Below are 21,861 nucleotides of genomic sequence, written 5' to 3'. Positions count from 1 at the left end.
CGGTTCGTTATCGGCCACGGAGCGAGTTCGCTCAGCCGATGGACGAATCCGTCGTCGTCTCGCCCGACTGGCTGGCAGCGAACCGCGACCGCCCCGACGTCCGCCCCGTCGACGTCAGAGACGCCTGGGAGTTCGACGCCATCGGTCACGTTCCCGGTGCCGCCAGCATCCCCTTCGACAGCTACCGCGACGACTCCGACGTCGATCGCGGTACCCTCCCAGGTGCTGACGCCTTCGGCTCTCTGCTCGCCGCCGTCGGCATCGACCCCGACGACACCATCGTCGTCTACGACGACACCCACGGCGTCTTCGCCGCCCGGTTTTGTGTGACCGCACTCGAGTACGGCCACGACGACGTGCGACTGCTGAACGGGGATTACAGCGTCTGGAGCCGAGCGTACGAGACAACGACGGCCGCTACCGAGTTCGAGGCGACGAACTACGATCCCCACCCGCTCGACCGGGAGGAGAGCCCACTGGTCGGCCGCGAAGCGGTCGAGGCCGCACGCGAGCGAGACGCACTCTTGGTCGACATACGCGAGCGCGATGAGTTCGCGGAGGCTCACCTCCCCGGTGCCGTCCGGTTCGACTGGCGCGAGGCCGTGGACGACGAAACGCGACGGTTGCTTTCCGAGGTGGAACTGGAGGGGGTACTCGAGTCCCACGGCATCACGCGGGATCGCGAGATCGTGCTCTACTGTAACACGGCGCGGCGGATCAGCCACACCTACGTCGTTCTGCGGGCGCTTGGCTACGAGGACGTGGCGGTCTACGAGGGAAGTCTCACGGAGTGGATCGCGATGGACGGCGAAATTGAGACGGGTGTGCCGTAGGCAAGTGGCTTATCGGCAGTTATCACACGTGTACGGTGCGAATCGCAATTGGAGCGACGGATGTGACGTAGATGCCGGCGCAGCAATTGGGTAACCCAATAGCTGTCACGCGCTGCATGCTGAATACAGAGGGGGGAGATTCTGCAAATCTGCTGGGCGCTAGTCATTTGGCGACCCCTAAACCAGATAATTTACTTCCACTTTCACACTGCATGGCGAGCATTGGTATTCTGTCCAGCCCTCCTATGAGGATGTCTTACCGATGAAGTCACCGATCACAATCACCGACGAAGAGCAGTATTGGCTACGGAGCAGAGACGTCAGTGACTCTCCGAAGGTCGGGGGTGACGATTACTTTTCAGAGCACGGCGTTGCGCGACCGGAGAACGTGCAGTCCGACGATTTACCACCAGCGGAAAACGAAGCCGTTCGAGAAATCGACCGCGATGCACTCGAGGAGCAGAAAACGATCGGGAAGTGGCAGATTACGGGGTCAGCAGAGCGGATTGACGAGTTATGGCCTGAACTCGTCGCTGACGCAGAAGCAGGGCATCTCTGGGCAGTCAAGGCGATGACGACATTTGGTTACGAGGAGCTAGCCATGTACGACGACTATCTCCTCACGGTCTATACGCCGAATTATTTCGAGCGGCATGATGTTCTCCGGGTCAGGGACCACCTCCGTGACGCACACGACGTTACCCACGAACTGTACTACAAGCCAGACATCTATACGGCAAAGGGAATCGTCGCGGACACAGCCGAGGAATTTGGTCTCTCAGCCCCTGCACGATACATCCAGTAAAACCTGGACCTCTCGTGAAGCCGTTTGTGGCGCCCTCGATGGTGGCAGTGGCGACTGTTCGCAGCGATTCGAACCACACCCATTCTCGAAAACATTTAGGGACAACACTTCTTCGCTCGGAACGATAGCAATGGTCTCCCGCCGTCACCTCCTGAGCAGTCTCGGCTGTGCCGCTCTCGCGGGTTGCACCGCGGTCCTCCCGGACGACAGCACACAACTGGGTTCGGTCGTCGCGGTGAACTCCACTGACGACGAACGGACGATCGAGATCCGAATCGCCGCGGACGACGAAACGGTGTCGACGACGACGCACCGGTTGGACGCGATTTCTGAGCAGGTACCATCGGACGAGCAACTTCCCTGTGAATGGGGTGACGACCCGGACGAGTTCGTCATCGAAGCCAGACGAGAGGATTCCGAGTGGCGAACGCTCGATGTCTCCGAGCGAGCGACGAGCGACTGCGCTGCGGTGGGCGTCCACGCACGCGATCGAGGGTATTTACCACCGATCGAGTTCACCGTCCACGAGTGTTCCGAACTCGCGGACGACTACGGGTGTGGGTTTCTCGAGTGACGTCTCTGTCGCCGCTGTCGTTCTATTTTCGCAACTCAGACACCGCTGACGTCCCGCCAATTCGGTGCCGTTGAATACTGTCGTGAGGATAGCTCGTCGAACGCCGCGTAGACCCCCTCCGACAGCGCCGGGTGCACGTGCACCGGTTCCGCCACGTCCTCGACCATCCCCGATCCGCTGTCCATCGCGGTAACGACCTCCTGAATCAGCGTCGATGCATGCGGGCCGACGATATGACAGCCCAGTATCTCGCCCTCGGGTGCGGCCAGCACCTTGACGAAGCCGTCGGCGTCGAGGATCATCCCCAGCGGCGCGGTCCCGAACGGGATGTTTGCTGACTGGTACTCGAGTCCCCCCGCTGTCAGCTCCTGCTCAGTTTGCCCCACGCTTGCAACCTGCGGCGACGTGAAAATCGCGTGCGGCATCGCGTGGTAGTCGACCTCCTCGCCGGCATCGTCGAGCACGTTTGCGGTGACGATCCGTGTCTCGTAGTCCGCCGCGTGCTTGTAGGGTTCGTCGGCGAGCACGTCGCCCAGCGCCCAGATGTCGTCTGCGGTTGTCTCCAGAGACTCGTCCACCTCGACATGGCCCGAGTCGTCCGTCTGGACACTGGTCTCCTCCAGATCGAGGCTGTCGGTGTTCGGCCGCCGGCCGGTGGCGAACAGGAGTCGTTCGGCTTCGAGTTCGACCGATTCGTCGCTGTTCTCTTCGTTGTCGTCTCCTCCGTCGCCGTTCCCTCCGTCACCGCTCGGCTCGGCCGTCACGACGACTCCATCGGCCGTTTCCGCGACCGCCGCCGCCTCGTACCCCGTGTAGATCTCACAGTGGGACTCGAGTGCGTTCGTCACAACCTCGCTCACGTCGTCGTCCTCGCGGGGGACCAACTGCTCGCTGCGGCCGACGAGTGAGACTTCGGTGCCGAGCGCACCGAAGAAGTAGCCCAGTTCCGCGCCGATGTAGCCGCCGCCGACGATGACGAGGGAGTCTGGCTGTTCGTCCAGAAAGAGCGCGCCCTCGCTCGTGAGGTAGTCGACGTCCTCAACGCCGTCGATCGGCGGCACGACGGGACGGCCGCCGACGGCGATGACGATCGTTTCGCCGCGGATGCGCGACGGTGTACTCGAGTCCGACCCTGACGCCGAGTCCGATTCCGACGTGTGCTCGTCGTTGGATTCGACAACAATCGTTCGGTCGTCGACGAACCGTCCCGTCCCGTGGTAGCGGGTGAGGCCGTCGGTGTCGTCGAACGACGATTCCTGGTTGTCGGCCTTCTCGTAGACGGTGTCGTGAATCGCCGCGGTGAATTCGCCGAACTCGATCTCCTGTACGTCGGCGTGAACGCCGAACTCGGCCGCGCGGCGTAGTTCGTCGACGATGTCGGCGCGGTGGATGAGCGCCTTCGAGGGGATGCAGCCGCGGGTGACACAGGCACCGCCGAGTGGGCCGGGTTCGACGACGGCGGCGGTGAGTCCCTCGTTGACGGCGGCGCTCGCGACCTGGCTGCCGGAGCCGCCACCGAGGACGACGATGTCGTATTCGTCGGTGCCGCCGTCTGTGACTGCGGTGGTAGCAGTGGGAACAGTGGTACGTTCGCTGGAACCGTCAGTGCGCTCGTCAGCGTCGGATCCGGTCATCGGAGGATCGACAACGACTGCCGGCGTAAAACGAGGGGATGCGCTGGCTGGTTTGCTATGCACACGTGTCGGTGGCGGTGGCACTCACAGCCAGTCGTCGCCAGTATCGTCCGACTGGCCGTCTCTGTACGTACTGACCGCTTCCTGTAGGTTTTCGATCGCGATCTCTTCGGACTGGCCCTGACTCGAGACGCCGGTCTCCTCGTGGTCGACAATATAGAGGCCGTTCTCGTTGACACGGAGGGTGACGGTCTCGTCGCGGAGTTCGTCGTACGCCGAGAGGTCGACGGTGAGTTCGCGTTCGGTATCAGTGTCGGCGTCGGCGTCGGAATCTGCATCCGAAGGCATACCTCCGACTTGTCGCCGCGCGGGTGAAATACTCACCGACGCGCTGCGACGCGCTTCGACACGCTACTGTGGCGTCGTCGTTACGGTTCCCTACTGGGCCTCTGACCTGATACGGAAACTCGACAACCGATGCTCACGAGCCGGAACCGGTCGCCGTCCGAGTTCTGGCCGCCGAGTCCACGAGAAAAAGGCTTTAACGACCACGCCCCGTACATCCTGCAAATGGTACTCGACGATCTCGGGAGTTCTCTGCGGGGCAGTCTCGATAAGCTCCGCGGGAAGTCACGAATTAGCGAGGAGGACGTCGAGGAGATCGTCAAGGAGATCCAGCGCTCCTTGCTCTCCGCCGACGTCGACGTCTCGCTCGTGATGGAGCTGTCGGACAACATCAAAGCGCGTGCACTCGAGGAGGAACCCCCAGCCGGGACCCCGGCGCGGGACTTCGTCCTCCGTATCGTCTACGAGGAACTCGTCGGCCTCATCGGCGACTCGACGGAACTGCCACTCGAGGAGCAGACGATTCTGCTGGCTGGGCTGCAGGGGTCGGGGAAGACGACCTCCTCGGCCAAGATGGCCTGGTGGTTCTCGACGAAGGGGCTTCGGCCGGCGATCATCCAGACGGACACGTTCCGACCCGGTGCGTACGATCAGGCCAAGGAGATGGCCGGTCGTGCCGAGGTCGACTTCTACGGCAACCCGGACAACGACGACCCGGTCGACATCGCCCGGAAGGGACTCGAGGCGACGAGCGAAGCTGACGTCCACATCGTGGACACCGCGGGTCGCCACGCACTCGAGGACGACCTCATCGATGAGATCGAGGAGATCGAAGGTGTCGCCCAGCCCGATACGTCACTGCTCGTTCTCGACGCAGCGATCGGACAGGGTGCAAAGGAGCAGGCCCAGCAGTTCGACGAGTCGATCGGTATCGATGGCGTCGTCATCACGAAGCTCGACGGTACCGCGAAGGGTGGTGGTGCCCTTACTGCGGTCGACCAGACCGATAGTTCCATCGCGTTCCTCGGGACCGGTGAGGAGGTCCAGGACGTCGAGCGCTTCGAGCCGGACAGCTTCATCTCCCGGCTGCTCGGCATGGGTGACCTCGGACAGCTCGCAGAGCGCGTCGAGCGCGCGATGGAGCAGACCCAGATCGAGGACGACGACTGGGACCCCGAGGACATGCTTCAGGGGCAGTTCACTCTGAACGACATGCAAAAGCAGATGGAGGCGATGAACAATATGGGGCCGCTCGATCAGGTGATGGACATGATCCCTGGCTTCGGTGGCGGGATCAAAGACCAGCTTCCCGACGACGCGATGGACGTCACGCAGGAGCGGATGCACAGCTTCAGCGTCATCATGGACTCGATGACCGACGCCGAGAAGGAGTACCCGAAGGCCATCGGTGCGAGCCAAATCGAGCGCATCGCTCGGGGCTCCGGGACGAGCGAGGAACAGGTCCGCGAACTGCTCCAGCAGTACAAGATGATGGAGAAGACCATCAAGCAGTTCCAGGGCATGGGCTCCGAGCAGGAGATGCAGCGTATGATGAAACAGATGCAACAGGGCGGCGGCGGTGGCGGCGGGATGGGCGGCCTCGGCCCGTTCTGATCACCGCTACGTTGATTTGCCCTACCCGCTTTTGCCGCATTCTTGTTTCCGTTTCACTGGTATCTCCCGTCACAGACTCGGGACTCACTACATCTCTTGAGTGAGACACCTCCTCAGACCAACCGTATCCATCTTTAATTAGCGAGGGAACCCCGGCCTTTGTTGTCCTTCCTGAACTCGTCGTGACTGACATATCTACCAGCACGTTAATACAGCCACACTCACATTCTCGACGTAATGAATCGACGCCAGCACCTCGCTCAGCTCGGTGGTGTCGGCCTCGTCGCGCTCTCGGGTTGTCTCGATACTATCTCCGGCGACGAGACCGACGTGGTCGTCGCGGACCGAACCGGACACCGCGCGCTCGACCGCGCGATTGGCCGGCTGAACGAGATTGCGATCGAACTCAGCGCACAGACCGATGCCGACTCCTCCCCTCCCACGTCCGACGCGCCAGACTCCGCATTCGATCCCGACCCACACCACGACCGGCTCGAGTCCGCTCGCTCGTTGCTCGACACTGCGGCCAGTGAACTCGAGTCCGATCGCCAGGCAGACGTCGATCTCGTTCGTGACTACGCCGACGTTCTCGAGGGGCTCGTCTCGGTCACTGCAACCGTGACTGACGACGAACTCGAGAACGAGATTGAGGAGGTGAGTGCCGCGTTCGAGGCGGATGCAGACGATGAGACGACAGCCGACGGCACGGCTTCCGACGACGTAGACGACGCCCGCAACACCCTCGAGAAACGATCCGATCTCATCGGCGATGCACAGACCCTCCTCGAAACCGCTACCCAGACGCTCGACGGCTTCGACGAGTCGCGCTACGACTCCCTGCCGACCGTCGACCGCACACAGTTGGGCGATGGGATCGAGGCACTCGAGTCCGTCCTCGATTCCCAGGCGGTGCTGGTCGCCGGCTACGACGAGTTGCTCGCGGGCCACGCCGAACTCGAGACGGGACGCGACTACTTCGCGGACGACGAGTACGGTGCGGCCGAAACGGCGTTTCTCGACGCGAAGTCGTCGTTCGAAGCGGGGACGGAGACGATCGAAGCCGGTAGCGACTCCGCACCGACCGAACTCGTGGATGCGTTCGAGACGGCCCACTGCCAGGGAGAACACCTGCAAACGGCTGCAGCGGAGTTTGCAGCGAGCGCAGCGGCGGCTGACGACCGAGATATTGCTGGGGCCCAGCAACACCAGGATGCGGCAGAAGACGCGCTCGCGGCGGCTGGCGAGTGTGGTGAGTGAGCAGTCGGATCCGGTGGGCGGCAATTAGCTATCGACTGGCTTGCCGTCTTCCGTCGGCGGCGCAATCTGGTCGATGTACTCCTCGACTGTTGGTTCTTCGACGCGCACGCGGACGCTGATCTCGCCGAGTTCGTCCGGTTCCCCGACGGAGAAGTTGATTCGATCCTCGAAAGCTGCCTGCTTCTTGAGCGCAAACGAGAACGTGTCGCCCTCGCGCGTCGAGAAGAACTCGCCGCGGGCGGTGTCGAGAATCTCTTGTCTGTGCAGCAACTCTGAGAAGTGATCCATCGAGTGTGTCTCGGCGTGGATTTCGCCGAAGGACTCCTCGAGGTCAGCGTTCGGGAAGATGTTGGCGACGGCGTCGGCAACCCGACTCGTCACCTCGGTGTCGTAGACCGGTGCGGTTGCTTCGACGTCGACGCGGTAGATTTCGGTCATAGCTCTTGACGTTTGCTTCGGTGGGTGCGACTTAGGGTCTAACGGTGTGGTTCGTCTCGGGACTGGACACAGCCAGCTACGGCTGTGGCTCCTCGGGCTCTGCCCCGCTCTCGCTCGCGGTGGTCGCTCGTTCGGACTCCGCGTCCGTGGACTCGGTACTCACTCCGTCGCGAATGATCGACCGAATCTGCTCGTGGAACGACTCGAGTGACTCGGTGTTCTCGACGACGATGTCGGCACGCTCCATCGCGTCGTCCATGCCGAAACCACGCTCGCGTTCGTCGCGGGCGGCGAGCCCTTCGCCGCCATCCGCTTCGCTCGCATCACGGCCGCGGGCGTCGATTCGGTCGGCGCGAACGTCGAAGGGAGCCTCGATACTGACCAGGGTGAACGCCTCGCCGAATCGTTCTTCGAAGGCGTCGACTTCGACATCCGAACGGATTCCGTCGACGAGCACCGTTTCGTGATCCGCAAGTCGGTCCTCGATCATCGGGAGCGAGCGCTCGGCGATGGCCGCCGGCCCGTTCTCCTCGCGTAGCGCCTGTGCGACGGTCCCGTGGTCTTTCGTCGGGTCGAGCCCGCGGTCTGTGGTTTCCTGGCGGACGACATCGCCCATCGTCACGACCGGAATCCCGTCCTCGCGTGCGACGGTGGCGGCCTCTCCCTTGCCGCTCCCGGGGAGTCCCACCGTTCCGATGACGTGCATCGAGAACTCCTACCGCCGAGACGTGCATAAGGGCTGTGTTCGCCGTCGCGGGCCACTGGTCGGTGGTCGTGGATTGGATTCGTGGCTCGCGACTCGCGGCTCGTCGCCCCAACTCACAACCAGCGCACCCTGGTCCTGACTCGTGGGGGCATTCATTCCGAGGGGACTCGAGTACCAGCCGTTTCACGCGTCGAAACTGTGTTAGGGCCGGCGTAGCTGCCAGAACAACTCTTTCAGCTATCGTGTGTTTTCAACGGTGAGTGTAGTGGGCTGCTAGTAGCTGTCTGACCGGTCCGTTTGTGACTGCGTTGGAGGAACTGAGGCGGTTTGCGTCCACTGAGGGCGTCTGACAGCCGTTGCAGCGCTGAAACCGTCGGTATGGTTGCAACAGATCTATTCGGAATTTGAAACTCTGATAAGTCGCCTGAATTCTGCACGACGATTCGAACGAACTCGATCCATTATCTGGCACCCTCTCATCGGGCCAGATGCCGATATGACAGCACCGACCCTCGACCGACGCCGCTTTACGAAGCTTGCCGGTGTCGGTATGATCGCGGCCGTTGCGGGCTGTATGGACGATGAAGAGGACGACGATCTCGGCGACGACGACGGCGATATCGGAGCCGACGACGACGGGCCGGGTGACGACGGTGACCCAGGCGACGACGGTGACGATGATATGGGCGACGAAGACGAAGGCGAGGACGAGGACGATGTCGGTAACGGAGACGAAGACGGTGTCGAGAACGGCGACGAAGACGACGAGATGGAAAACGGTGATGCCGACGATGAAGATGGAGTTGGTGATGATGATGCGGGCGAAGATGATCAGGATGCGGACGAAGACGAAGTCGACGACGATGCGGAAGATGGAGTCGGTGACGACGATGAAGACGATGCAGACCCCTGAGGCAGAAACGGTGCGTAATCACGCCTGACGAACATGCGGCACATCGCTTTTTCTGGCAGCGGAGACAGTCCCAGTCAGTCAAAGGGTATAAATTGGCCTGACGAATACCCACCAGATGGCGACCGTGGGCACGTAGCTCAGTCTGGACAGAGCGTCGGACTTCTATCCTCGTTGCGGTTGCGACGGGGGAAGACATCCGATGGTCGTGGGTTCGAATCCCATCGTGCCCGCTTGCTGTTGCGAACACGTCGTGAGCAACAGCAGTACAATGAGATGGATTCGAATCAGGGAGGAGCTTTGCTCCGACAGTGGTTCGAATCCCATCGTGCCCGTGCGAAAACTATCGTTTCTGAACCTTCCGTCCGAGGTTCGCCTACAGATCTTGCGACCAGTCCGATAGCCACAGTCGCAACTCTTCAAATGGCCGGAGACTTACAAAAGTAAAATCATCTGAAGTGTATGGTGCTGATATTGTCTCCAAACGCACTTCTATGGCTGTCTCTCGAACACAAAGGATTTACCACCCAGACAGAATTTCCCGACATGCAGCGCCGTACCTATCTGACTCTCGCTGGCTCAATTGGGCTGCTCACTACCGCTGGTTGTCTCTCCGAAGAACAGGGTGACCACGAGGAGAACCCAGATCCCGACTCTGGCTCTGGCTCTGACTCGAGTACCAGTTCTACTCCCGACGCCGAGCAGGACCAAGACGATGACTGTCGGATCGAAACAGAAATCGAATCGGATCACCGCTACGACGAGTGGCAGACCGTCAGCGCCGGCCAGTCGATAACACTCAGAACGGAGCTCGAAACAGACGACGAACTCGAGATACAGGCCGTTCAGACGGACGATGGGGCACGCCCACGTGTCCGGGTCGAGGACCCAAACGGCGACCTCGTACTCGAGACGGATGTCTCCGAGCGTATCGAACGACGCAGTACCGCCCGGCAGGCAGGACGGTACTACATCCAGTTCGAAAATACCGCTACCATGACTACCGGTGAGTGGGATCTCGATCTCATCGTGCATCAGGAAGTCGAGACTGAGGTCTGTTCGTGATATCCACTCACGACTGAAGCCGTGGACTTTCTCCGTGACTCGATGTGATTTGTGGTCGACTCGAGTACCGGACACTCTGTTCGGCCACGATGCAGGGTGAGTGCAGGGGAAGTCCCTGCACTGCAACGAAATCTGGGTGAGCAGATTCTGGTGGAGTTGGTCTCGCGGTGGACTGCAGGGTGCGTTGGAGACCAGTTCAACCACTAGCGTAAACGACTATAAACTAGCCGCCTGTTCCTAACATTTGCCACCTGTAGCACGCCATGAAGACGCTGACAATGGGTGTAGTAGCTACTGTAAGTCAGTGCACACCTGCTCGTGCGACAACTGTCCAATCCGTGTGTAACTAGTTGCAGTTGGTACTATCGGAGCCAAGACCACCGCAGCCAGTAACACGAGTGTTACGTGGTTGGCCCAGTGTCTCTGTAGGCTTCATATGTGCAGGTAACATAGTGAAACTACATGAGCGACGAGTCAATTCCAGTAACGCCGGAACTGCCGGACAGCCCCGTCCATATGCAGGGCACCGACCACATCACCATCTGGGGGAGTAACGCCGAGGATACGATCGAGTTCTACCGTGATCTGCTCGGAATGCCGCTGGTGCTTCGCCAGCCGAACCTCGACGATCCGTCCCAGACGCACCTGTTCTTCGATACGGGCGACGGGCGCATCCTGACGTTCTTTGTCAGCGACGACCGCCCCTCGGCCCGCGGCCAGCGCGGCGGTGTCGGCGCGGTTCACCACCTCTGTTTCAGCGTCGATCCGGACGAGTACGAGGAGACGATGCAGGCACTCGAGGACGCCGGCTACCAGTACAACATCTTCGACCGGGGCATCTTCCACTCCATCTACACGCGAGACAACAACGGACTCGTCATCGAGCTCTCGGCGGACAAGTACGAGATTCCGAACGACCGCCGCGGTGAGATCCTGGCGAAAGCACAGGAGTTGCGCGAGGCTGACGGCGCGGAGTACGCCAAGGACGAGCATCTCCGCGGTGCGATCGAGGAGTTGGGACTCGAGGTTGTCGAGCACGACTTGCCCGACGCGAGCGCTGGCACCGGTGGGCTGTAATGACGGCACCGACAGAGCGCGGGAGTGGCGGCGATGGCGGAGGTGGTAGCAACGGCGGCAACAGTGCCAGCAACGACAGAATCGACGGTCCACACCAGGGCCAACCGCTCGTGACAGCCGGGACGGAACTCGAGTCTGCCGACGCGGCGATGGTCCTCGTCCACGGTCGCGGGGCGACCGCGCGGAGTATTATCCAGATGGGAAGCGAGGTCCACCGGGACGGACTCGCGCTCCTCGCGCCGCAGGCCCAGCGCAACGAGTGGTATCCGAACTCGTTCCTCGCGCCGGTGGAGTCGAACGAGCCGGGTCGAACGTCGGGGTTGCAGGCGATTTCGGATGCGATTGAGGCGGCGAACGAAGCCGACGTCCCGACCGATCGAATCCTGGTGCTTGGCTTCTCGCAGGGTGCCTGTCTCGCGAGCGAGTACGTCGCGCGCAACCCACAGCGCTACGGCGGGCTGGCTGCACTGAGTGGTGGCCTGATCGGCGACGAGATCGAGGCGGCGGACTATCTCGACACGGAGACGGACACGAACACAGACGCCACTCTCGACGGCACCTCCGCTTTCCTCGGCTGCAGCGACGTCGATCCTCACATTCCCGAAGAGCGCGTCCACGAAACCGCGAGTGTGCTCGAGGAACTCGACGCTGACGTGGACACCCGTATCTACGAAGGGATGGGCCACGGCGTCAACGAGGACGAACTCGAGGCGGTAGCCTCGATGATCGCCACGCTGGTCGGCGAGTAAGCCCCATACGTATCACAGGTGGTGACTCTCTGACTCGGTACAGCCGCTGCTTATGGCGCTCTCGGTCCTATCGCTGGGTATGGGAACGGACCGTTGGCCCGTGACCCGCCGGCGAGCACTCGCCGGTATCGGTGGCGCGGCAGCGATTACTTCAAGCGCCGGCTGTCTGGGGCTGGGAACGGAGCCTGAGAGCGAGGGTGACAGTCCAGACACGGATGCTAACGGAACTGAGTCCACGGACGACGACTCGGACCCAGTCACAGATGCAGCCGAAACGACCGTCACCGATACCGATCCCGATACCTGGGCTGGTGTCTCGACGATTCGACTCGACGCCTACGTCGGCGGCTGGGTCGGCGTCGAGCCCCCTCACATCGACCGCGTGGAAAACCCGACACTCGTCCTCGTCGACGGCCGCGAGTACGAACTCACTGGCGAGAATCAGGACAGCGTCAAACACAACCTCGCGATCCACGACGAATCGGGGACCGTTGTCGACGACCTTTCGTCTCCGATCATCGCGACACCTGGTGAAACCGAGACCCTCCGGTTCGAGGCCAGCCACGAGATGGTGACCTACATCTGCGAGCATCAGCCGGTGATCCAACTCGGCGATATCCGCGTTGTCGACGGCTGAGCGGCTGTGTCTTCGTTCCGCACAGACTCTCTCCCACCACAACCAGCACAACCAGTCTGCTTTCTGACGACTGGCTAGCACTTCCTCTCTTGGTGGTGTAGGAATCCGGGCAATGACACAGGTACTCGAAGACGAGGTTGCAGTGATCACTGGCGGCGCAAGCGGAATCGGCCGCGCAATCGCCCGACGGTTTGCCGCGGACGGGGCGGATATCGTCATCGCCGACATCCAGGACACCCCGCGAGAGGGCGGGAAGCCGACCCACGAACTGATCGACGAGGAAACTGAGGCCGAGACGGCGTACGTCGAGTGTGACGTGTCGTCTGTCGACGACCTCGAGAGCGCTGTCGCAGCGGCCGACGAGTTCGGCGGTGTGACGGTGATGGTGAACAACGCCGGTATCTTCCACGGCGAGGAGTTTCTCGAGACCGAGGAGGAAGCGTTCGACCGGATGATGAATATCAACGTCAAGGGTGTCTACTTCGGTGCGCAGGCGGCCGCGAGACGCATGGTCGAGGCCGACGGTGGGAGCATCATCAACCTCTCGTCGGTCGCCGGACTCGAGGGCGCGGGCGAGTTCGTCACCTACTGTGGAACGAAGGGTGCGGTTCGGCTCTTGACCTACGCTATGGCGTCGGTACTCGGTCCCGAGGACGTTCGCGTGAACACAATCCATCCGGGATTGATCGAGACGACGATGACGACCGACGACGTCTCGATCATCGGTTCGGAGGACGAGGACGCCTTTCTCGAGTCGATTCCGTCCAGGCGCGCCGGCCAGCCCGACGAGATTGCGGACGCGGCGGTGTACCTCGCGAGTGAGCAGTCGTCGTACGTCACCGGTGAGTCGCTGGTCGTCGATGGCGGAATGACCAACACGCAGTGAGGTCGTCGTTCGCAGTTCGTGGTTCGCGGTTCGTCGGTCACGATGGACACTCACAGAACGCTGGTCGTGCTACCGGACGACCGTCACCGGAACCGGCGCTCGACGAACGATTTTTTCTGCGATACTGCCGAGGAGAACCCGGGAAACGCCCGAGCGGCCGTGGCTGCCGACGACGATATGGTCGATGCCGTTCGACTCGTCTTCGGCGAACGCGACCACTTCGTTGTCCGGCCGACCGATCGCTGTCTCCGTTCTGAACGCGACGTCCGGATTGCTCGCGAGTTCGGCGATCTCCTCTCGGAGCGTGTCTGAGACCTCATCCTGCTTGTCCTTGAGTGTGTCCTGAACGTAATTGACGCTCGCGCCGGTGTAGCCCTCGGCGGCTTCGACGACGCGAAGGAGGACGATTTCGTCGTCAGCGTGGGTGGTAAACGCGTATTCGACCGCCTGCTGTGCGGACTCCGAGCCGTCGTATGCGACGAGAACTGCCATACGCCGTCGTTCTCCCCGCAGGTGTATAAGCGCGGCTGCTGGTTCTACCCCAGCAAAAACGGCTGGCCGCCGTGTTTGTTCGACTACTCTTCGAAGCCGTCTTCGAATCGGAAGATGCCGTCTCGCTGCACAACCTCACCGTCAACTTCGATGTACGAATCCTCGCTCATATCGACGATCATGTCGACGTGGGTCGCGCTCTCGTTTTGCTCGTTGCCCTCGCCGACGGTGTTGTCGTAGGCGCGGCCGACTGCCATGTGGACGGTGTCGCCCATCTTCTCGTCGAAGAGCATATTGTACGTGAATCGGTCGATATCGCGGTTCATTCCGATCCCGAGTTCACCGAGCCGGCGCGCGCCGTCGTCGGTGTTGAGGACTTCCGTCAGAATCTCCTCGTTCTTCGCCGCCGAGTGGGAGACGACCTCGCCGCCCTCGAACTCGAGATAGACGTCCGTAATCTCTCGACCCTGGTGATACAGCGGCATGTCGAACAGGACCTCGCCCTCGACGCTGTCTGGCTGTGGTGCGGTGAAGACCTCGCCGCCGGGGAGGTTGTGCTCGCCGTGGTCGTTGATCGTCGGGTTGCCCGCGACGGACATGGTCACGTCGGTGGTGTCGCCGCTGACGATGCGGACCTCCTCGGCGGGGTCGAGGATTTCGACCATGTTCGCCTGGAGCTCGCGCTGCTCGTCCCAGTCTTTGTTAACGGCGTCCCAGACGAAGTTCTCGTAGCCCTCGGTGCTCATTTCGGCGAGCTGGGCGTTCGCGGGCGCAGGGTACTGGGTCAGACACCAGCGCGTCGAGAGGCGCTCGTTCAGGATCGGTCGGTGGGCCTTCCCGTAGGCGGCGCTGACTTCTGGGTCGATATCGCTGGTCTGGGTGACGTTGTCGCCGGCGCGGATGGCGATGTAGACGTCCGTGTTCTCGATGAGCGCGAGTTCGTGTTCCGGCGTCTCGAACTCGCCGTCGCTCGCGCGGAGGAACGCACGCTGCTCGCGCTTACCGGTGCGCTGACTCGTCGTGACCGGATTTGCCCCCTTCTCCCCGATGATCTCGTGAAGGGCGACGACGAGGTCCTCAGCGACGGGATGAGCGTCGATGACGACGTTGTCGCCTTCCTGCAGATCGACCGAGTGATTCGCGATAATCTCGGCGTGGTTGCGGATTCGCGGATCCATACTGGACGAGTATTCGCAGTACTGGGATACAGTTTTCGAATCGAAACTACCGGTCAGCAGGGCGTCACCCCCTGTTCGTTCATCAGTCAGCCCAGCATCGTCCTCTTTCAGTTCCTTCCGTTGCTCACACCTGCCGGCTCACCGTCCCGCCCCACCGTCCGCCAGAAAAATCCCCAGATAGATCGATGCGAACGCACAGACAATCCCCGCGGCGAACGCGATGACGAACGGGGACTCGAGTACGACCTCGCCCCCGTCCTCGAGTACCCACCCGCTGAAGCCGACGGTGAGCAGGGCGATGGCGAGCAGTCGGAGAATGGAGACGAGTTGGCGGCCGCGTTTGGTGTTGGTCTTGTCTTTGCCCTCGTCCCTGACTTCGTTCTCAGTTGGCACGGTCAGTCACCCAATTCGTGTCACCGCTCCCACTAACGCTTTGCTGAGTGCTGGGTGGAACGCCACTAGCCCCGTTCGCTCCTGCGTTCTGTCCGTCCAGTTCGTCCAGTTCCTGGCAGAACGAGACGGTCGCAGCCGTCAGCACGAACGAGAGCGGGACCGCCACGGCGAGGGCAGTGACGAAGCCGATCACGGGGACTGTACTCACGAACAGCGAGAGCGGGATGGAGGCGATGATACCAACCGCAACGTGTCCGAGTGCAAACTGAAAGTAGGCACCGCCCGAAAGAGCGTATCCGGCGGATCGGCGTAGTGCCTCGATAACCGGTTCATCGGCGACCACGAACAGGAACGGCGCGGCGTAGAAGAGGTACATCAGAACGAACGCGACGGGTATCGCGAGAAGAATGAACGCAGGACTGACCAGCATCAGTGGGATCGCGAGCAGAAACGCAGCGAAGACGAGCAGGTGATAGACAAAGAATGGCGGCGTATACTGCCTCACGAGCGCTGCTATCGCGACTGGTTCGCCGCGAAGTCGTCGGTCCAGTCCGCCGATGTAGCCCGCGGCGATCACCGCTGCGATGAGGGCGTAGACGACGAGGAATCCACCAATGACCCCGAGCAGCGAGGGTCCGCCGATTTCGGGCGGAACGACGACCGTTTCGAACGGCGTTTCGATCGTTACGTCGGCTCCGGCGGGTCCGTGGCCAGTGGCGGTGCCTGTTCCAGCACCGGGATGTACCGCACTCGACGCCCCGGTCGTCTCGGCGTCGGGAGCGTCGATAAACGCCCAGAGGTCGAGCAGCGGGTTCGGTAACGGGAATTTCGCAGAGATAGTGAACCCACTCTGTGGTGCCATCGTTCGGGCGACTTTTCCGGGGTCGGCGAGCGAGAGAGCGAGCGGCACGAGCATGAATGGGAGCAGGGAACTGAATCGGCCGACGATCCGCGAGACGTGCGCATTGAAAGATCTGGGTGTTGCTGTCGCCGACCTGGGAGAGGAAGGGGACGAAGAGGACGAGGGAGGGGAGTCGGACGGGGGCGAATCAGGGGCCATACGACCACAACAGATGGCTGACACTTCAACGTACTGTTTGGTGGGTACTGAGAGCCAGACACAGCACTGTGATCACTGATACGGCGTATGGGTGTCCGTGTGAGACTCTCTCGCTGACCGTCCGCACATGCCAGCGTTCTTTGCCGGCGGCCGGCAACTGCATCGCATGATGGACTTTCGCTCGGATACTGTTACGACACCCGACGATCGAATGCGCGAGGCCGCACGCGACGCCGAGGTCGGCGACGATGTCTACCGTGAGGACCCGACTGTGGCCGAACTCGAGTCCCGCGTCGCTGAACGACTTGGCACCGAGGCCGCGCTGTACTGCCCGACGGGGACGATGGCGAACCAGATCGCCGGTCGCGTCCACACCGAGCGCGGGCAGGAAGTGCTCGCGGATCGCAAGAGCCACGTCGTGAAGTACGAACTCGGCGGCTTCGCGGACCTCGCCGGCTTGCAGGTGCGGATGCTCGACACCGACCGGGGCGTTCCAACGCCCGAGCAGGTCGAAGCCGGCCTTGTCGAGGAGGAACTCCACCGACCCGGCACCGGCCTGCTCTGTCTCGAGAACACCCACAACGCCCGCGGCGGCCTCGCGATCGATCCCGAGAAGATCGCCGCGGCGGCCGAGGCGGCCCACGAGAACGACGTGCCGGTCCACCTCGACGGCGCGCGCGTGTTCAACGCCGCGACGGCGCTCGACGTTCCCGTAACCGAGATCGTCGACCCGGTCGACACGGTCATGGTCTCGCTCTCGAAGGGCCTCGGCGCGCCGGTCGGCTCGATGCTCGCCGGCTCCGAGGCGTTCATCGAGGATGCCCGCCGCACCCGCAAGCTCCTCGGCGGCGGCATGCGCCAGGCCGGCATCATTGCTGGCCCAGCACTCTGTGCACTCGAGAACGTCGAGTCACTCGCAACGGATCACGAGAACGCCCGCGCGCTCGCGGATGGATTGGACGAGATCGACGGCTTCGACGTGCAAACGCCGGAGACGAACATCGTCCTCGCGGACGTTGCTGGTACCGGACTCGACACGGAGGCGGTACTCGAGCGCTTAGAAGAACAGGACGTGCTGGCGACGGTGTTCGGCCCGACGACGGTTCGGTTCTGTACGCACCGCGACGTGTCGGCGGCCGACGTCGAGACGGCGCTCGGGCGGATCGCGGACGTGTTCTAACTCGCACCGACGCGTCGTCACTGTCGGCACTCGTTGCGTTGTGATTCGTGGCTACTCGCTTGAGCGACGCGTAGCGCTTGTTACCGGCCCATACCATCGCGGAACTCGAGTACCGTCCGCCGGAGCAGCAGGTAGGTAAAGAAGATGAGCGAAAGCAGGATTACGACGATGGCGATGATGACGGGGTCGTCAGGGATGAAGCCGAGCATACGCGCGGGGTACAGCCCGGGTGTGCAAAGTCGTTTCGACGTTCGCCGGCTTCGAGCGGTCGACGGTCGGTGACAGTGTGGCGATTCAATCGCTGGCGCCTACCACCAGCGATTCTCGACGAGCCGGTCGACTGCCTCGCGAATCGTCTCCTCGTTGCGCGAGAAGGTGAACCGGACCCAGTCGGAGTCGGCGTCGGGATCCGTGTAGAAGCTACTGCCTGGGACGGCGGCGACGCCGGCTTCGCGGATCAGCCGGTAGCAGAACTCGATGTCGTCCTCGTCCGTCGGATACCGCGTCAGAATGTAGTACGCGCCGTCGGGTTTGACCGGGTCGAGGCCGGCTTCCTGTAGCCCGTCGTAGAGGATGTCCCGTCGCTCCTCGTAGGAGTCGGAGAGCTCCTGGTAGTACGATTCGGGCAGTTCGAGCGCTTCGACGCCGGCCTTCTGGAACGGCGTCGGCGCACAGATGCTCGTGTAGTCGTGGATCTTCCGGAGTTCCTTCGAGAGGTACTCGGGTGCGAGACAGAAGCCGACGCGCCAGCCGGTGACGCTGAACGTCTTCGACATGCCCGTACAGACGATGGTCCGGTCAGCGAGGTCGCCGACTTCGACCGGGCTGACGTAGTCGTCGGTGTAGACGATGTGTTCGTAAATTTCGTCGGTGAGGACGATCAGGTCGTGCTCGAAGACGATGTCCTCGATGCGCTCGAGTTCCTCGCGCGTGAACACCTTCCCCGTCGGATTCATCGGCGTGTTGAGGACGATGATCCGGGCGTTTTCGGCAGCCGACTCGAGTGCCTCGAAGTCGATGCCGAGGCCGTCGGTAATGTCGATAGGAACGGCGCTCGCGCCCGCGAACTGGCTCGCGGGGATGTAGCTCTCGTAGACGGGTTCGAAGTAGATGACCTCGTCACCAGGGCCGGCAAGCGAGAGCATCGTCGACATGATGGCCTCGCTGGTGCCGCTGGTGATCGTGACCTCGGTTTCAGGGTCGTACTCGACGCCTTTCCACTCGGCGTAGCGCTCGGCGACGGCGTCGCGCAGTTCGGGTAGCCCCCAGGTGATGGTGTACTGGCTGTCGGTCTCGATAGCCTCCTGGGCGGCAGCCTTGATCTCGGGTGGCGTCTCGTCCTCGTCGGGAATCCCCTGTGAGAGGTTGATCGCGCCGCGGTCGATCGCCTCGCGGGTCATCTCGCGGATGACGGACTCAGCGACGCCCGACGTTCGGGAACTGCCGATCGCACCGTCGTCGAACTCTGGTGTTCGTGTCATTGTTCACTCTGCGAACTTGCGCTCGAGTAGCGTCACGAGCAGGTACGAGGCGAGTCGCTGGGTGCCCTCATCGGAGTCGTACCGAGGTGCGACCTCCATCATGTCGACCGCGCCGACATCGTCGGTCTCGCCGAGCACTTCCATCGTTTTGAGCGCCTGGTGTGGGGTCAGTCCGCCTGGCACAGGAGTGCCGGTTCCCGGCGCGACGCTCGGATCGACGGCATCGATATCGAAGGAGACGTAGACCGCGTCGGTTCCCTCGGCCGCGGCGGCGACCGCGTCGGCCACAACCGACGTAATCCCCTGGTCTTCGACGTCGCGCATCGTATAGAGGTTGAGTCCGGTTTCCTCGGCGAACTCGAAGAACTCGGGAGATTCGTAGCCGCGGATGCCAACCTGACTGACGTGCTCGTAGTCGGTGTACTCGGAGTCTGCGATCAGCGCCGTACTCGAGCCGTGGAAGTCCGTGCCGAAAACGGGGCTCTCGGAGGTGGTGTCGGTGTGGGCATCGATCTGAACGAAGCCGACATCGTCGTGTTCGGCACCTTCCGCGAACCCGCGGAGGGCTGGGAACGTACAGTAGTGGTCGCCGCCGAGCATGACGGGGAAGGTCTGTGACGCGACCGTCGCCATGTGCGCGGCGATGCTCTCGGCGGTCGTCTCGCTGTCCATCGGGAAGATTGGTGCGTCACCACAGTCAGCGACGGTGAGATCGTCGAAGTTCACCTGCTTCCCGGTCTGCATATTCGTGAGCCCGCCCTTGTAGTCGGAGAGATACGCCCACCAACCGCTTGCACGCCGGATGGCCTGGGGGCCGTAGCGTGCACCTGGTCGGTTCGAGACCGCACCGTCGTAGGGGACGCCAAACGTTGCCGCGTCGACGTCGGAGACGTCACCGACATCCCGCATCTCCCCCTTCAGGAACGTCTTCGGACCAGCATACGCGAGTTCCACGTTCGCCCCCTCGACCGACTCTCGGAACGCCGCTGCAGGGTGCTGATCGCTCATTGGGTGCCCACCTTGGCTTGCTGGCTACCGGCCAGCGCGGTCGATTGCGAAGCGTCCCCTGTCACTGTTCCGACTGCTCGCACCTGCGAGAGATCGAGTGTCATTCTAATACATCCCGGCAACTAGTTGCCACCCTATTCGTTTCGCGACAGCACTAATAAGGTTACGCACCGCGTGCGGACATCACCCAAACACAACCTCTATTCCCGAACACATACGGGGTGACCCAGGCTCGAACTGACTCCTGTTCGATGCCAGTGTCTCCCCCCAAAACCAACCCGAACCCAAAGCTTGGTGGTCTCCCTCATCCACTATCCTCTGAATGGCTCCGGAGCTCGATAGACGGACGTACGACCTCCTTCGACTCGTCGACCGCCACAGCCCGATCGGCAGCATCCAACTCGTCGAACTCATGCAGCTCCACGGCTACGAGATCAAAGACCGGACAATCCGGCTCACACTCTCTGAACTCGACGACCTCGGGCTCACGGAGAAAGTCCCCGGTCAGGGCCGCCGCCTCACACAGCGCGGCCGCGACGAACTCGAACAGGGCGACGTCAGTAGTCGCCTCGAACAGATCCGCGCCCGCATCGCCGCCCTCACCAGCCGCGTCAGCTACGACCCGCTCGAGGACACCGGCGCACTCGTCACCTCCGCTGCCTACCTCGACGAGGACGACGTCGACAGGGCGCTCGACCTCGCCGCCTCACTCGAGTCCCTCCCGCTCGGCCCGATCCCGATCGCACTCGAGGACAGCGCCGAGAGCGAGCCCGGCGACCTGCGTCTGCTCATCCCCTCGAGTATCACTCTCGATGGCGTCCTGCTCGCCCACGGGGTCAACGCTGATCTTGCGACGGCAGGGTTACTCGAGTACGAGCCGGTGGCGATGGCAGAGCGGTTCGATGGGGAGGGGCGTGGTGCTGGCGGGAGTGAGAGTGAGAAGCAGCCCGAAAGCGCAGGCAAAAACGAAACCGATGATCCCGACCTCGACATCCAGAGCGGCGGCCGAATCGTCCGCTACGTGGATGTTATCAACGGAGAGGGGTCGTCGATTGACGTCATTTCGCTGTTGATCGAGTCGGGCCGTACCGACGTTCGGAGCGTTCTCGAGGGCGATGGACCCGGGCTGCTGGTCGGCGACGGTCGGCAGTTCCCGATCAACCGATACGAGGAGGCGCGTGATCTGGCAGTTGCGAGCCGCGACGCGATCGGCGGCGTGCTCGACTTCCGGCGGCCTCGCGAACAAGATAAGCTTCCGAACGGCAGTTCGGCGTGGGCGTTTGGCTCACTGACCTACGTCGGTCCCGGCGAACTCCTGCTCTCGGCGCTCAGCGAATACGACGTGACGAACGAGTGGGATACGCTGTACGGAACGGCCGAACGGAGCACGTTCGAACCGGTCGAAACAGTGGTTCCAGCACCGCTCGACGATTGAGGCGGCACTGTTTTTTCACATTCAACCAGTTCAGCGCTGCTCGAATCCGTTCACTGTCCCGTCTCTCGCTGTGTGTACTCACACTCACACTCCTGTCTCTTATA

The 21,861-nt window shown here is 62.3% G+C and carries 24 protein-coding genes and 1 tRNA gene; 14 read left to right on the top strand and 11 right to left on the bottom strand.

What is annotated here, in order from left to right:
• Nucleotides 1–38: 38 nt before the first annotated feature.
• The 3 genes from C483_RS10235 (at nucleotide 39) to C483_RS10225 (ending at nucleotide 2,212) form a co-directional block, all read left to right on the top strand.
• A complete protein-coding gene (locus C483_RS10235; RefSeq protein ID WP_006653285.1) occupies nucleotides 39–833 on the top strand; it encodes a sulfurtransferase in 795 nt (264 codons plus the stop codon).
• Nucleotides 834–1,095: 262 nt separating this feature from the next.
• The gene (locus C483_RS10230; RefSeq protein ID WP_006653284.1) at nucleotides 1,096–1,638 is read left to right on the top strand and encodes a putative phosphothreonine lyase domain-containing protein; all 543 of its coding nucleotides are present in this window, start codon (nucleotides 1,096–1,098) and stop codon (nucleotides 1,636–1,638) included.
• Nucleotides 1,639–1,768: 130 nt separating this feature from the next.
• Nucleotides 1,769–2,212 carry a hypothetical protein gene (locus C483_RS10225; protein WP_006653283.1) on the top strand — a complete coding sequence of 148 codons (444 nt, stop codon included), beginning with the start codon at nucleotides 1,769–1,771 and terminating at the stop codon, nucleotides 2,210–2,212.
• A 35-nt stretch (nucleotides 2,213–2,247) separates the two neighbouring features.
• Here C483_RS10225 and C483_RS10220 read toward each other — a convergent pair whose 3' ends face one another.
• Both C483_RS10220 and C483_RS10215 read right to left on the bottom strand, forming a co-directional pair.
• Entirely contained in the window at nucleotides 2,248–3,846 is a 1,599-nt protein-coding gene (locus tag C483_RS10220) for a dihydrolipoyl dehydrogenase (protein ID WP_006653282.1), read from the bottom strand.
• 84 nt (nucleotides 3,847–3,930) lie between these two features.
• Nucleotides 3,931–4,194, bottom strand: a complete 264-nt coding sequence (locus C483_RS10215; protein ID WP_006653281.1) for a type II toxin-antitoxin system HicB family antitoxin — start codon at nucleotides 4,192–4,194, stop codon at nucleotides 3,931–3,933.
• Between the two features lie 222 nt (nucleotides 4,195–4,416).
• On the opposite strand from C483_RS10215, the gene C483_RS10210 reads away from it, so the two are divergent.
• Nucleotides 4,417–5,805, top strand: a complete 1,389-nt coding sequence (locus C483_RS10210) for a signal recognition particle protein Srp54 (RefSeq protein ID WP_049912564.1) — start codon at nucleotides 4,417–4,419, stop codon at nucleotides 5,803–5,805.
• 237 nt (nucleotides 5,806–6,042) lie between these two features.
• A complete protein-coding gene (locus tag C483_RS10205) occupies nucleotides 6,043–7,062 on the top strand; it encodes a hypothetical protein (protein WP_006653279.1) in 1,020 nt (339 codons plus the stop codon).
• Between the two features lie 24 nt (nucleotides 7,063–7,086).
• Here the strand turns inward: C483_RS10205 and C483_RS10200 are convergent, their stop codons facing one another.
• Together C483_RS10200 and C483_RS10195 are read right to left on the bottom strand one after the other, a co-directional pair.
• Nucleotides 7,087–7,500 (bottom strand): RNA-binding domain-containing protein, encoded by a 414-nt coding sequence (locus C483_RS10200; protein WP_006653278.1) that lies wholly within the window; start codon nucleotides 7,498–7,500, stop codon nucleotides 7,087–7,089.
• Between the two features lie 76 nt (nucleotides 7,501–7,576).
• A complete protein-coding gene (locus C483_RS10195; protein ID WP_006653277.1) occupies nucleotides 7,577–8,206 on the bottom strand; it encodes an AAA family ATPase in 630 nt (209 codons plus the stop codon).
• 496 nt (nucleotides 8,207–8,702) lie between these two features.
• On the opposite strand from C483_RS10195, the gene C483_RS10190 reads away from it, so the two are divergent.
• From C483_RS10190 to C483_RS10160, 7 genes are all read left to right on the top strand, one after another.
• Nucleotides 8,703–9,119 carry a hypothetical protein gene (locus C483_RS10190; protein WP_006653276.1) on the top strand — a complete coding sequence of 139 codons (417 nt, stop codon included), beginning with the start codon at nucleotides 8,703–8,705 and terminating at the stop codon, nucleotides 9,117–9,119.
• Between the two features lie 126 nt (nucleotides 9,120–9,245).
• A tRNA-Arg gene (locus C483_RS10185) sits at nucleotides 9,246–9,349 on the top strand.
• 313 nt (nucleotides 9,350–9,662) lie between these two features.
• Nucleotides 9,663–10,181 carry a hypothetical protein gene (locus tag C483_RS10180; RefSeq protein ID WP_006653275.1) on the top strand — a complete coding sequence of 173 codons (519 nt, stop codon included), beginning with the start codon at nucleotides 9,663–9,665 and terminating at the stop codon, nucleotides 10,179–10,181.
• Between the two features lie 462 nt (nucleotides 10,182–10,643).
• A complete protein-coding gene (locus C483_RS10175) occupies nucleotides 10,644–11,258 on the top strand; it encodes a VOC family protein (RefSeq protein ID WP_006653274.1) in 615 nt (204 codons plus the stop codon).
• Nucleotides 11,258–12,007 carry an alpha/beta hydrolase gene (locus tag C483_RS10170; RefSeq protein ID WP_006653273.1) on the top strand — a complete coding sequence of 250 codons (750 nt, stop codon included), beginning with the start codon at nucleotides 11,258–11,260 and terminating at the stop codon, nucleotides 12,005–12,007. Before C483_RS10175 ends, C483_RS10170 begins: the two co-directional genes overlap by 1 nt.
• Before the next feature lie 79 nt (nucleotides 12,008–12,086).
• On the top strand, nucleotides 12,087–12,644 hold the full coding sequence (locus tag C483_RS10165) for a hypothetical protein (RefSeq protein ID WP_049912549.1): 558 nt from the start codon (nucleotides 12,087–12,089) through the stop codon (nucleotides 12,642–12,644).
• 112 nt (nucleotides 12,645–12,756) lie between these two features.
• The gene (locus tag C483_RS10160) at nucleotides 12,757–13,530 is read left to right on the top strand and encodes an SDR family oxidoreductase (RefSeq protein ID WP_006653271.1); all 774 of its coding nucleotides are present in this window, start codon (nucleotides 12,757–12,759) and stop codon (nucleotides 13,528–13,530) included.
• Between the two features lie 69 nt (nucleotides 13,531–13,599).
• Here the strand turns inward: C483_RS10160 and C483_RS10155 are convergent, their stop codons facing one another.
• The 4 genes from C483_RS10155 to C483_RS10140 all read right to left on the bottom strand — a co-directional run bounded on the left by C483_RS10155 (nucleotide 13,600) and on the right by C483_RS10140 (nucleotide 16,509).
• Complete coding sequence (locus tag C483_RS10155) at nucleotides 13,600–14,022, bottom strand: universal stress protein (protein ID WP_006653270.1); 423 nt, start codon at nucleotides 14,020–14,022, stop codon at nucleotides 13,600–13,602.
• Between the two features lie 83 nt (nucleotides 14,023–14,105).
• Entirely contained in the window at nucleotides 14,106–15,200 is a 1,095-nt protein-coding gene (locus C483_RS10150; RefSeq protein WP_006653269.1) for an aminopeptidase, read from the bottom strand.
• A 138-nt stretch (nucleotides 15,201–15,338) separates the two neighbouring features.
• On the bottom strand, nucleotides 15,339–15,593 hold the full coding sequence (locus tag C483_RS10145) for a hypothetical protein (protein ID WP_006653268.1): 255 nt from the start codon (nucleotides 15,591–15,593) through the stop codon (nucleotides 15,339–15,341).
• The gene (locus tag C483_RS10140) at nucleotides 15,583–16,509 is read right to left on the bottom strand and encodes a hypothetical protein (protein ID WP_006653267.1); all 927 of its coding nucleotides are present in this window, start codon (nucleotides 16,507–16,509) and stop codon (nucleotides 15,583–15,585) included. The genes C483_RS10145 and C483_RS10140 overlap by 11 nt, the downstream gene beginning before the upstream one ends.
• A 310-nt stretch (nucleotides 16,510–16,819) precedes the next feature.
• Between C483_RS10140 and C483_RS10130 the strand changes: the two genes are divergently transcribed.
• On the top strand, nucleotides 16,820–17,833 hold the full coding sequence (locus tag C483_RS10130; RefSeq protein WP_049912548.1) for a threonine aldolase family protein: 1,014 nt from the start codon (nucleotides 16,820–16,822) through the stop codon (nucleotides 17,831–17,833).
• An 80-nt stretch (nucleotides 17,834–17,913) separates the two neighbouring features.
• On the opposite strand, the gene C483_RS21080 is transcribed toward C483_RS10130, so the two are convergent.
• The 3 genes from C483_RS21080 to speB all read right to left on the bottom strand — a co-directional run bounded on the left by C483_RS21080 (nucleotide 17,914) and on the right by speB (nucleotide 20,322).
• Nucleotides 17,914–18,042: a DUF7859 family protein gene (locus C483_RS21080; RefSeq protein WP_004267656.1), complete on the bottom strand. Its 129-nt coding sequence runs from the start codon at nucleotides 18,040–18,042 to the stop codon at nucleotides 17,914–17,916.
• A 99-nt stretch (nucleotides 18,043–18,141) separates the two neighbouring features.
• Complete coding sequence (locus C483_RS10125; RefSeq protein WP_006653264.1) at nucleotides 18,142–19,314, bottom strand: pyridoxal phosphate-dependent aminotransferase; 1,173 nt, start codon at nucleotides 19,312–19,314, stop codon at nucleotides 18,142–18,144.
• 3 nt (nucleotides 19,315–19,317) lie between these two features.
• On the bottom strand, nucleotides 19,318–20,322 hold the full coding sequence (gene speB, locus C483_RS10120; protein ID WP_006653263.1) for an agmatinase: 1,005 nt from the start codon (nucleotides 20,320–20,322) through the stop codon (nucleotides 19,318–19,320).
• A gap of 322 nt (nucleotides 20,323–20,644) precedes the next feature.
• Between speB and C483_RS10115 the strand changes: the two genes are divergently transcribed.
• Nucleotides 20,645–21,757: a DUF128 domain-containing protein gene (locus tag C483_RS10115; RefSeq protein ID WP_006653262.1), complete on the top strand. Its 1,113-nt coding sequence runs from the start codon at nucleotides 20,645–20,647 to the stop codon at nucleotides 21,755–21,757.
• Nucleotides 21,758–21,861: the final 104 nt, after the last annotated feature.

This window comes from Natrialba hulunbeirensis JCM 10989, from assembly GCF_000337575.1.
GTDB lineage: Archaea > Halobacteriota > Halobacteria > Halobacteriales > Natrialbaceae > Natrialba > Natrialba hulunbeirensis.
The sequence above is the reverse complement of the archived record's forward strand: the minus strand, read 5'-3'. Positions and strand labels throughout refer to the sequence as shown.